Genomic DNA, 11,294 nt, shown 5'->3' with positions numbered 1-11,294 from the left:
CCGATCGCATAGGCGAGCTGGAAGCAGAGAACGATCTTGGCATACTGGGCTTCGTTCCAGCCGATCTCCTTGCCCAGCGTCGGGGCGAGGATGCCGATGACCTGCCGGTCCATGTAGTTGATCGTTGTTGCGAAGAACAGCATCGCGCAGATCACCCAGCGGTAGTTGCCGATCCGAGCCTTCGCAGGGGTCTGTGCTGCAGGCATGGGTCCGGGAGCAGTCGACTCTTCTGACATGGCCAGGTGCCTCCCGATCGAGGGAGCGACGCTTTTCAGGTCACGGTCCCCCCGGTGTCAGACGGCTACGACAGCGAAGCTACTCCCCCGCGACAGGCGCGGGTACGTCCGAGCGGCACGTCCACGTCCAGGCCTCCGTCGCGGTCTTGCCCTCACCCGTGCCAACCGCCTCGACGGCACAGGGGCCCTCCGGCAGGTTCACGTCCTTCCACACGAAGACCCCGTTGGTGCCAGTCTGCGAACCAAGGGCCTTCCCGTTCAGGCTCAGCTCAACCGTGGGGCAGTTCGAGTACACCTTGAGGTAGGTGACGCCGGCAGGTCTGGGGTTGTACCGCCGGCTGGTCAGATACACGAAGGGCTCGGTGGTCCAGTTGGCCTTGTAGAAGTAGAAGGTGTCCTTGCGGGTCTGGCGATCGTAGGTCACCATCCCCTTGTCGTTGCGTCCCAGATGATCGCCCTCGGCACGGGCGTCGACCGCGAAGTCGAACATGTTCCACAGGAAGGTGCCCCATAGCCACGGGCGTTCCTTCATGGCCCCGTAGGCGGCCTCATGGACTACTCCCTGCCATTCCTCGGGGTGCCATCGGCCTACGGTGGCGTGATGCTTGGGAGGGATCTCGTGGTGGAGGATGCTCGCACCCGCCCCATACTCACTGATCCCAACCCGGCGAGTCGGGTACTTGCTGTGCACGTCGTCGAGAACCCTGGGCCAGTCCTCAGGCTTGCCGCTATACCAGCCGTTGTAGCGGTTGAAGGCGATGATGTCCGTGATCCAGTTCACCGGGTGCGAGTTCGACTGGTTCGTCGCAGCCGTCGTAAGGCGCGTCGAGTCCAGTTGGTGCGCCAGGTCGTTGAGTTCGGCCACAAGGTCCCAGGGCTTGGGCCCTTCCGCAGGGATCGGTTCGCGGCCGAAGCCTAGCTCGTTGTACAGGCTCCAGAACAGAATCGAGGGGTGGTTCAAGCTCTGCTTGATCAACTCGGTGAGTTGCCGGCGAGTGTTCGCCGCGAAGGCCGGGGACTTGCCGATGCTGCCCACCAGGGCCAGCTCTGCCCACACCACAAGCCCAGAGCGGTCGCACAGATCGTAGGTGTACTGCGGATGCTGGTAGTGGGCAAGGCGCACGCAGGTGCAGCCCATCTCCAGCATCAGGTCGACGTCTTCACGCTGCTGTGCCGGGCCGATGGCCCAGCCTTTGTCGATGCGGTCCTGGTGCTTGTTGACCCCGTGGAGCACGTACGGCTGCCCGTTCAGCAGGAAGCCCTTCTCGGGATCGACCTCATAGGAGCGCAGTCCCAGGGGCTGCGAGACACGGTCGGCAACCCGCGAGCCTTCCAACACCTCGACGCTCGCAGTGTACAGGTAGGGGTCCTTCCGGCCCTGCCACAGGTGCGGCCGGTCCAGGTAGATGCCCTGGAGGGACTCGGCAGTCCCGTGAGCCGGAATCGAGACACCGGCCAGGGAGCGGAAGACCTCCTTGTCGGCCTGGTCCGTCACCGTCCAGCGGAGGCTGACTGTCTTCGCGGAGTCGGTCCCGTTCCGCAGGCAGGTTGTCACGGCCACCTCCGCACGCTCAGCGCTCACCCGAACCTGCTTGAGGTAGACGCCGGGGGAGGCGAAGTCCAGCGGGCTCACAGAGAGTCTATCGAGAACCAGCAGGTGCACGTCGCGGTACAGGCCGCCGAAGATCGTGAAATCACCACCAAGCGGCGGCACATCGCCATCCCGGGCGTTGTTGACCTTGACGGCGAGTACGTTGTCCCGGCCTGGGCGAAGCAGGTTCGTGACCTCGAAGCAGAAGGCGCCGAAGTTGCCTTTGTGAGTGCCGACGGGCGTCCCGTTGAGAAACACGTCAGCCGTCGTGGCAGCGGCGTCGAAGCGAAGGAACAGCGACTTGCCCTCCCAGGAGGCGAGAGGAGTGAAGTGCCGCCGGTACCAGCCGATCCCGCGGTAGTAGTTGCGGCCACCGTCCTGGCCATCCTGCGCATTCCAGGTGTGGGGCAAGGTCACGGCTTCCCACTGGGCGTCGTCGAAGTCGGACCTCTCGGCCCCGGGAGCGTCCTGGCGGAGGAACTTCCAGCCCTGGTTCAGGCTCACGTCGAGGCGGACCTCTTCGGCCCGGAGACTTCCTGCACAACCCAACAGACCCGCGAGTGCCACAAGCGAAACGACCATCAGGGGAGCCCGTTGCATCAGCACCGACCATCCCTCCAGGTCCAGGCCGCGTCATGTTCAGGCTACGTGGGGAATGGCACGGTATTCATCACGTGACGGCGTGACTCCTTCCGAAGATAGTGCGAAGGGAACCGTTAGTGACGTGGCGAAGAAGTCGCCAACTGATGATAGGAGGGCTTGCATGAGATCGTCACTACCTATGGTTCTGTTAGTCTTGGTGGGCTGCACAGGCCTGGCCTGGGCACAGCTCATCACATCCTTTGAGACCCAGGATTCGCTCAAGGTCGCCATCCCCGGCGGCACTCAGATCGAGCGGGTCAAAGAGCATGCTACAGACGGCGAATGGGCCATCAAGGTCTTCTTCCCTGGCAGCGAGCGGGACTCGTGGCCAGGCTTCACCTTCCGACCGACCGAGGACACCAGCAAGTACCAGGTGCTGGCCATGGACGTCTACAATCCCGGCTCCTCGGCGGCCCCTCTTTCGATGCGCATTGACCCCGTCACGGGCTCCGGTCAGTTCTCCACTGAGCAGATCCCGCCCAAGACGACCAAGCATGTGCAGTTCAGCATCAGCGGCATGGGCCCGATCCGTCAGTTCTTCCCCTATGCGATGAAGCCGCGAACCAGCTACACGCTGTACTTCGACAACCTGCGCTGGGAGAACTTCGACGACCGCTTCACGGCGATCCGCTACCTCGACAACACTGCCCAGCCTGTGCCCACCGATGCTGAGCGCAAGCAGGGCCTGGTCTTGTTCAGCCGGCCGTGGACGGACCTGGTCTTCGCCAATACCCGGCCGCTTGCTACGGAGCGCATCAGCTCCCTCGACGTCTTCGCGACCCCCGGTGAGTATGAGGCCGCCAACCTGGCGGTCTATGCTCTCGAGGACCTGAAGTCGGTCAAGGTGTCCTTCCAGGGGATACCTGCCACCGGCGAGGTCCTGCCGATCCGGTACATGAACAAGCGCGTCACCTACTCGGACAAGCGCTACACCGCCGGAATGCCCTCCGAGTGCGAGCGGCGCTCCGAAGTGGACGTCGCCCGAGACACCTCTCGCCGCTGGCTGCTCGACCTGCAGGTCAACGCCGACGCACAGCCCGGCGTGTATGAGGGGTCGGTGGTTCTGCAGCGGGCGAACGGCGCCCAGGTAACCTTGCCGCTGCGTCTGCGGGTGCTTCCGTACCGGCTTCAGGAGCCGCAGGACATGTACTGGGGCGAGTACTACGTGCGCCCGCGCTTCGCTAAGGACGATGCAGAGGCGATCGCTCTCCTCCGGCCTCACATGACCGACATGCGCCAGCACGGGATGACTTCCGTGGGCCTCTGCTTCGGTCCACCGACCGCGAACGCGAAGTTCCTCGCCGACGGGACCTGCCAACTGAACCTCGACGGCACCAGTCCCTACGAGAAGTTCATGGACCTGTACAAGGAGCTTAAGTTCCCCGCTCCCGTGGTGCTCCTCTCCGACAGCGGCCAGTCAGCCGCCTCTCAGGGCGCTCCGACGGCTGCCGGCATGTCACCCGAGTGGGACCGCTGCTACAAGAGCTTCTGGATCGCCATGCAGCAGGAGCACAAGAAGCATGGCTGGGCCGAAATCATCGTGCAGCCCGTGGATGAACCCGGCTGGCAGAGCCGCGAGGACAAGGACCGCAACGTTCACTGCCTCAAGCTCCTCAAGCAGATCCCCGGGATGCGCACCGAGCAGGACGGTCCCGGCGACGACTACTTCCACAACGAAGCCGGCCCCTATGCCGACCTGTGGAACTACAACGGCGCGCTTTCCTCGCCGCAGGTCGTCTCCAAGGCCCAGCGTGAGGGCAGGACGATCCTGCTGTACAACTGCGACGTCGAGTCCTACCGACCCGAAGTCGACCGCTACACGGCCGGTTGGTTCCAGCTCCGCAGCGGCGCGAGCGGCTGCTACAACTGGGCCTACATCAGCTACGGCGGCGGGCCCTACAACGACCAGGACCACACGAGCGGCGACTGGATGCACGTGTACCCGCCGATGCCGGCCGAACCTGGTGGCCCCTCGACGGGTTGGACAGGTGCTCGCGAGGGTATCGACGACTACAAGTACGCCTACACGCTGCGTCAGGCAATCCGACGCGCAGAGGCCTCCGCAAACCCGGCTGCCAAGCGTGCTGCCACGGAGGCCCAGGCGGAGTACGACGCGCTCCTGGCGTCCCTTGACTACGCTCCCTCCGTCCGGGGCCGAGCGGCATGGACGCAGACCGGTGCCGATGCTCAGGCCAATCCCACGGTGGCAGGAACGCTGAAGCTGCCGAATGGCTGGGAGCATGCCGACTATGATCGAGCCCGGTGGCGCGTAGCCATGGCCACCTGGAACGTCCTCGCGGCCCTGGGCGATGTCCAGCAGCTTCCCTCACCGCAGATCGCTGCGACAGGACCTCGCGCCGGTCTGGTCAGCGATGTCCGATGGACGACGGCGCCTCAGGCGCCAGCCACCACTGTCTCTGCCGGGCGTCAGGTGACCATCCCGATCTGGACCCAGGGGCCTGCCCTCGATGGCGACCTCACCGACGCGATCTGGGCCAAGGCAGCGCGCCTGGATCCCTTCACAATCAACACGGGACGCGGGACACCGCAGCAGGCAACCGACGTACTGGTCGGCGCGGACTCCAAGAATCTGTACCTCGCCGCAACCTGTCACGAGGACAACATCGCCCACCTGACCGCCAAGGTCACCAGGGACGGCGAAAACGTCTGGGAGGACGACTGCCTCGAGCTCTTCGTCGACCCGACCCTGAGCCGATCCCAGTTCCGCCAGGTCATCGTCAACCCTCTGGGCGTGCAGTCCTGGAACAACTCCGTCGACCGCAAGTGGCGGGCCGCCTCGGTCGCGAAGGCTAAGGTCGGCACGGACCGCTGGACGGTCGAGTGGGCAATCCCGCTGGCCGATCTTGGGCTGACCGGCGGGCAGTTCGGGCTCAACGTTTGCCGCGAGCGACGCCCCATGGAGACCCTCGAACTCTCCTGCTGGGCACCGACCGGCGGCAGCTTCGGCCAGCCTGATCGCTTCGGCGTGGCGAGCTTCGGCCAGTCCTGGATCGGCGACTTCAGGGTCGCACCGGCGCGCCTGGGCTCCAACGAGTTCACCGTGGCGCTCCGGAACGAGACGGCCGCAGCTCAGAGCGTGATGCCGATGCTCTTCGTCGGCGGCGCTGCGAAGGGCCAGGCACTCGAGACAAGCCCGATTGCTCTGCAGCCCGGAGCGACCGTGTCGAAGACCTATCGCTACAACATCGCGGCGGAGCCTGCACCGGCCTTCGCCTTCCGGCTCACCGCAGCCGGCACAGGCACGGTCCTCGCCGAGCGCACCTTCACACCGACGCTGCCGCCGACACTGAAGATGACGGTGCGTCCGCGCACCTTCTACCTCAGCGAGAACACCGGCGCCGTGCAGCTTGAGGTCAACCTCTCCGAGTCCCTCAGGTCACAGGCGGGGGTCGAGATCGGCGTGTATGCGAGCGGGCAGACGACACCCTTGGCAAAGGCCACGCTTCCACAGGTTACCGGCGACCGGGCCGAGTTTGCCCTGAACGTGACCGGCCTGCCAGTCGGCAGCTACGTGCTCAAGGCATCGCTGACCAGCGGCGACCGTGTGCTCTCCGAGGCGACGGCTCCGCTCCAGCGAGTTCGCGGGCCCTTCGACTAGCCGAGACTACCGGGAGCGAGTTCCTCGAGACCTCACGACAGGGACGGGTCGACATGGCCCGTCCCTGTTCTTGCTGCGGCAAGAGTGGCCTTCGCACACGCCTTGGTGTACAATCGACTTGGCCAAGAGGGGACGATGATGCCTCCCCAGGCCGGTGGTGCCATGCTTGCCAGATTGGGTAGACAATCCCTTCGCCTTCTCCTGCCGGCGATTCTCGCCGCCGGGGCGCTCACCTTGCCGGCCTATGCCAACGAGGCCTCCAACGCCCACTACCGAGCGGGGATGTCCCTCTACGCAAAGGGCAAGGTCCATGAGGCCGAGGCCAAGTTCCGCGCTGCCGTGGCCGCCGATCCCCGTTCCGACGCCGCCTACACAGGCCTTGGGATCGCCCTCTATGCGCAGCGCAAGCTGACCGATGCCGTCGCCCAGTGGCGCAAGGCGGTCAGCCTGAATCCTCGCAATGTCAGCGCCTATGTCAACCTCGGCGCAGCCCTGAACGATCTCAGCAAGCCCGACGACGCGATCAGCGCCTGCCGGTCCGCCCTCAAGATCAGCCCGACTTCTCCGGGAGCGCACCTCAACCTCGGCCGAGCCCTCTACAAGAAGAAGCGGTTCGACGAGGCGATCCACGAGTACAAGGCGGCCCTCAAGACCGATCCGCGCTTCTCCCAGGCATGGCTCTCGCTCGGCTGGGCCTGGAATGCCAAGAAGAACACGAAAGAGGCCGTGCGCTGCTTCGAGCGCTTCCTCAAGCTCAACCCCACTGAACAGAGCTGCACCTGCGTCCTCAAGGCCTACATCGCGAAGTACCGTTAGCCAGGCTTCACAAGCGGCCTGTGCGGGCGTCTTGCGGTTGCCCCGGAGGAACAAGGCCGGGGCTATCTGTGTTCATCAAGGAACAGAGGTGGCCGTAAACCGACGTAGAAACTGCCGTCTGTAACCTCCAATGCCCTTGCCATGACACATGCAGACATAAGGTAGCATTTTCCTAACATCTCAACACTTCAAGCGATTGCGCTCCCGGGGGAGTGATCGCTGATGCCTCACTCGACTCACAGCGCAGTTCTCTCAGGCCCGGCCTCCGGCACGCAGGTGTTCGGTCGCCGGGCTTTTCCGTGCGAGTGCACGGGACTCGACGCCCCGGGGAGCTCACGCTCAGTGCCGTCCAGAAGGGACTGGTTCGCATGGCACGACTGCTTCGGTGCCTCGTTGTGGCGACTTCAGCGCTGCTGCTGTGTTGCTTGGCCCCGGCAGAGAAGCTGCCTTCGCAGCCGGAGGTCACCGTCGACCAGGCCCGAGCGCTGATCCTGCGTGCCTTCCCAGCCCTGGATGCCGCCAGGCTGACCTACAAGGGCGAGGTGACCGAAGAGGGGGTGAGGGTGCTGCGGTTCGAAGCGTCGGACGAAGGTGCACCGGGAGGCAGTTTCGACGTCGCGGTTCCGGGCTATCTCTGGCATGCATCTCTATCAGTGCGCAAGCCTTCATCTCCGAAGGCCCCCGCCCTTTCCCGCGCTGAGGCAGAGAGGATCGCGAAGGACTTTCTCGCGCGTATCGGCGCGACGCCTCCGGAGCAGTGGCAGGCCTCACCGTGGGAGACCATACCGGACGCGCAGAGCCGGCAGAGCCTTTGGTGGCTGGGATGGGGTGATGTGCGGAACGGAGTGCTGCATCCGTCGTGGGTCACGTTGGCGGTGGACGCGGAGTCAAAAGGAGTGAGCCGATTCACCCAGCGACGCATCCCCGCGAAGATCGGGACCACCCCGCGCACGCCGGCGGAGGCTGCTCGCAAAGCCGCTCTGAAGTACTGCGGACGGGGTACCTCCGTCGCAGCACCGCGGTGTGTTGTGCTGGTCAACGAGAAGGGGAGCCAGCGTCTTGTCTGGATGGTGCAGGTGGATATCGGCGAAGGGATGCACGTGATCGTTGACGTTAGCGCCATCAGCGGACGGGTCATCGGAAACTAGGCCAGAGTCTTTGAGAGGTGATCGGCATGTCGCACCGGTGGGCGTTCGGATTTCGTACCGCCGCTCTGCTCACCTTGCTGCCCGGCTTGGGGGCGCACGGACAGGCGGCTGCGCCTTCGAAGCCTCAGCCCAGCTATGCCGGCCTGCTTGTGACCTGCGCGGAGTTCCGTGAGGGCACCTGGGGCATCTACACGCTGGACGACAAGGGCCAACTGCAGCTTGTGGTACGAGGCGGGATGTGGCCGCACTATGCCCCCGACCGACGCTCCTTCATGTTCGTGCGCGCAGGCAACCTGTGGCTCCACCGCATGGACACCGGCGCCAACCTCGCGTCGCCCTTCGAGAAACACATGTGTGCGTGTCGCGGGGACTTGTCCTGGCGTCCGGACGGAAGGGCGGTCTGTTTCATCTGGACCGATGCGTGGGAGATCGCGCTGATACACCCTCTCCGCGTGCTTGACATGAGAGTCGAAGCTTTCGGCTCCGACAGGGCAGCCTTCGACTTCAGCAGAAGCGTATCGACAGACGGCGACGACCACGGGTTCCCCGCAGTCTCACGCAGCGGCACGCTGGCGTTCTGTGCCCTGCGACGCCACAGTGACGTAGGCATCTCCAGATCCCACGTTCTTGTCCAGCAACCGCCCGGAGGCAGGCAACGCTACCTCCGCATCACTGACTGGCCCGACACGATGGTCGAGACCAAGCCCTGCTGGTCGCCGGACGGCAAGAATCTAGCTTTTGAGGCTCTGGACCTCACGACCAGCGTGCGGCAGGTCTGGAATTACGACGTTGAGAGCAGGAAACTGCAGCGCGTGCTGGAGCGCATACCCGGCGCGGAGAGCGAACCCCTCTTGACGGACACCTGGCTCTATGGATGGCAGCCCAACGGCACCGGTCTGCTCCTGGGGTATGGACAGGCAGGGCGTATTGTGCCCGCAGTGTCTGGATTGGTCGTCTCACGAGGGGATGGCAGTACGCTGGTCGTACCGCACCAAGGTGGAAACTCGAACATATGGGATGCAGCCTGGTCGCCAGACGGGCAGCGCGTGGCGTATATCCTTGGGGACTATGCAGAGCCGGCGGGTGCGAATGCCGTCCTCAACCACAGCATCCACATCCTACACCTTGATGATCCCGAAAGATGGGACGAAGCCAATCACACACCGTACGACGTCACCCATGATCCCGGACACCGCTCTGCCCTGACGCCGGTGAGCCTGGAGTGGTGAACGGGGCGTTGAAAAGGCCGCCATCGCCCCTGGGGACTGTTGTGACGACAAGACCAAACGCCACCAGTGGGGAAGCTTCAAACTACTAGGACAGAATCCTCAAGAGGTGAGTGATGTGCGAGGCTGGCGCCGGTTGCTTGTCTTTGCTGTCGGGGTCGCCGCTGTCGTCGCTGCGGTTGTGCTAGCGCGGCAAGCCAACGACACACCCGCAAGGCAGCGCGACGTCAGACTCTCGAAGTGGGTGCGGCAGGTGCTGGCGCGGCCTGACTTCCATCCAGTCTGGTCGCCCCGTTCCACGGTCCTTCTGGAGGACGACCTGTGGGTCGCCGACCTTCGCTGGCCCTCCGGCGATCAACTGGTGGTGGTTACGCAGTGGCCTTCGTTGGATGTGACCAGGGAATACCGCCTCCTCCAGATAACGACAGACGGCCAGCGCAGCGCCCTGGGTGCGCTCGGGCCTGGCAGGCTCCCAGGGGATCTGATGGACATCTTCCGGGTTGACGGGCGACTGCTATGCGGGTCCTATGACGTCAGGGGCTCTCTGCCCTGCGCCGTGTTCGAGTTGCGGGAAGGCAAACCGCCAACAGAGGTCCAGCTCGATTCGGGTACGGTCGACCATATGCTGTGGTGGACCGTTGATGACGGGCGTGGGGGCGATGCGCTTTGGCGAGGGGGACCCCTGAAGCTTTGGTCAGGTAGGGGCCGCTTGCTGGCACGTGGCACGCTCCCGCCGAGCGTCCACGTCGCTCATTGCGAGGTGCGTCCTACGTGGCTAACGGACACGGCGGCGGTTGGTGCCTTTGGCTCGGTTCCCGGAAGGGAGTGGATGGGCGAAGAGGTGCTCTACGCCGACCTCTCGATCATCTCTGTTCCACTGATACCGGGCGGTGAAGCGCGGGTGCTACGTCAGTTCAGACCGGCGACCGAACAGGAGCTACCGGCGCCAAGCGCTCCGCTCCAGTTCACGATGCGTACCATCGACGACTACGGGGCAGGCGCCTCTGGCTCCTACCTGGCCTTTTGGGAGGACCTGCGGTTTGACTTGCTCGAAGGTGGACGAACCATCCTCCACCGGTTGTGGGTCTGGGACGAGAAGGCCGGGAGCCGCAAGGTGGCAGCGAGCTTTGCCGATTGCGAGGTGGAGGACGGATCGTACCGGATTGAGATCCACCCAGACAGGCATATGCACAAGACCCCGGAGCAGTACGACATCTGGGGATACACTCCTCGATGCACGCTGTCACCGGACGGCAGGTGGCTGGCCTACAACATCGACAAGGAAGTCCGTCTGGTGGACCTCGCGAGGCCGTGGACCGCACCCTGAGGTGTGGTCGCGACGGGCGCTTCCACGGCCATGTCCGTGTACTCTTCGGGGGGTGATGTGATGAGTCGTATGGGTCGGCGGTGGGCAAGGGTCGCTTGGGTGTGCGGCGCACGGCTGCTCGCCACCCTTGCAGTGGTGACGCTCTCTGCACAGGCCCAACAGGCCGCAGATACTACTGCAGCGCAGACGCCAACAGACCGCCCGGTTGTGGTGTCCCATGGTCCGCATAGCTGGCCGGAGATGCCGCTGGAGCAGCGCCTTGAGCGCGCCAGGCAACTGGTGGTCGCCTTCACACAACGGCCCATCGCGGAGGAACTGCAGTTCGTGGAGGAACGATGGGAGGATAAGCCCTTTCCCAGGTGCGTTCTGGAGTTGCCGGGGACGGGCGACAGGTTCGAAGTCGAAGAGTGCGACGAGGGTGTGATCTGGTGGCTCTTTGGGCGCACGATGCCCGATGTGGGCGTCTCTCCTGCTGATACGGAGACTTTTGAGAAGGCCTTCTGCGCGCGTTTCTTTCCCGAGGTACCAAGCGAGCGCCTGGTGCAGTTCCAGGAGCACCGATGGGGTGAGTTGCTGCAAAGCGGGGTCATCCTCACCACACGTAAGTGCTTCTTCACTCCGAACTCCAAAGAGCGCCGGTACAGAAAGTGCGTCAAGTCTTCGGCTCTGCCTCACACTGACATCGTACC

Annotated in this window: 8 protein-coding genes; 6 read left to right on the top strand and 2 right to left on the bottom strand. The window is 64.3% G+C overall.

Annotation, left to right across the window (positions count from 1 at the left end; translation table 11 throughout):
• Together ABFE16_03980 and ABFE16_03975 are read right to left on the bottom strand one after the other, a co-directional pair.
• Positions 1-236: MFS transporter (locus ABFE16_03980; protein ID MEN6344437.1), on the bottom strand; the 236-nt coding region annotated here is incomplete at its 3' end.
• Between the two features lie 79 nt (positions 237-315).
• On the bottom strand, positions 316-2,427 hold the full coding sequence (locus tag ABFE16_03975; GenBank protein MEN6344436.1) for a glycoside hydrolase family 2 TIM barrel-domain containing protein: 2,112 nt from the start codon (positions 2,425-2,427) through the stop codon (positions 316-318).
• A 163-nt stretch (positions 2,428-2,590) separates the two neighbouring features.
• Here ABFE16_03975 and ABFE16_03970 point away from each other — a divergent pair, with 163 nt between their 5' ends.
• The 6 genes from ABFE16_03970 to ABFE16_03945 all read left to right on the top strand — a co-directional run.
• A complete protein-coding gene (locus ABFE16_03970) occupies positions 2,591-6,088 on the top strand; it encodes a glycoside hydrolase domain-containing protein (GenBank protein ID MEN6344435.1) in 3,498 nt (1,165 codons plus the stop codon).
• Positions 6,089-6,223: 135 nt separating this feature from the next.
• Positions 6,224-6,904: a tetratricopeptide repeat protein gene (locus ABFE16_03965; GenBank protein MEN6344434.1), complete on the top strand. Its 681-nt coding sequence runs from the start codon at positions 6,224-6,226 to the stop codon at positions 6,902-6,904.
• A 368-nt stretch (positions 6,905-7,272) separates the two neighbouring features.
• The gene (locus ABFE16_03960) at positions 7,273-8,052 is read left to right on the top strand and encodes a hypothetical protein (GenBank protein ID MEN6344433.1); all 780 of its coding nucleotides are present in this window, start codon (positions 7,273-7,275) and stop codon (positions 8,050-8,052) included.
• Positions 8,053-8,078: 26 nt separating this feature from the next.
• Complete coding sequence (locus tag ABFE16_03955; protein ID MEN6344432.1) at positions 8,079-9,281, top strand: hypothetical protein; 1,203 nt, start codon at positions 8,079-8,081, stop codon at positions 9,279-9,281.
• Positions 9,282-9,396: 115 nt separating this feature from the next.
• Positions 9,397-10,605: a hypothetical protein gene (locus tag ABFE16_03950; protein ID MEN6344431.1), complete on the top strand. Its 1,209-nt coding sequence runs from the start codon at positions 9,397-9,399 to the stop codon at positions 10,603-10,605.
• A gap of 60 nt (positions 10,606-10,665) precedes the next feature.
• The coding region (locus tag ABFE16_03945) for a hypothetical protein (protein MEN6344430.1) at positions 10,666-11,294 on the top strand (629 nt) is incomplete at its 3' end.

The organism is Armatimonadia bacterium (genome assembly GCA_039679385.1).
Taxonomy (GTDB): domain Bacteria; phylum Armatimonadota; class Zipacnadia; order Zipacnadales; family JABUFB01; genus JAJFTQ01.
The sequence above is the reverse complement of the archived record's forward strand: the minus strand, read 5'-3'. Positions and strand labels throughout refer to the sequence as shown.

Coding starts and splice junctions, on each gene's coding strand:
- ABFE16_03975 (MEN6344436.1), bottom strand. CDS start 2,427: ATGCAACGGGCTCCCCTGATGGTCGTTTCGCTTGTGGCACTCGCGGGT.
- ABFE16_03970 (MEN6344435.1), top strand. CDS start 2,591: ATGAGATCGTCACTACCTATGGTTCTGTTAGTCTTGGTGGGCTGCACA.
- ABFE16_03965 (MEN6344434.1), top strand. CDS start 6,224: ATGATGCCTCCCCAGGCCGGTGGTGCCATGCTTGCCAGATTGGGTAGA.
- ABFE16_03960 (MEN6344433.1), top strand. CDS start 7,273: ATGGCACGACTGCTTCGGTGCCTCGTTGTGGCGACTTCAGCGCTGCTG.
- ABFE16_03955 (MEN6344432.1), top strand. CDS start 8,079: ATGTCGCACCGGTGGGCGTTCGGATTTCGTACCGCCGCTCTGCTCACC.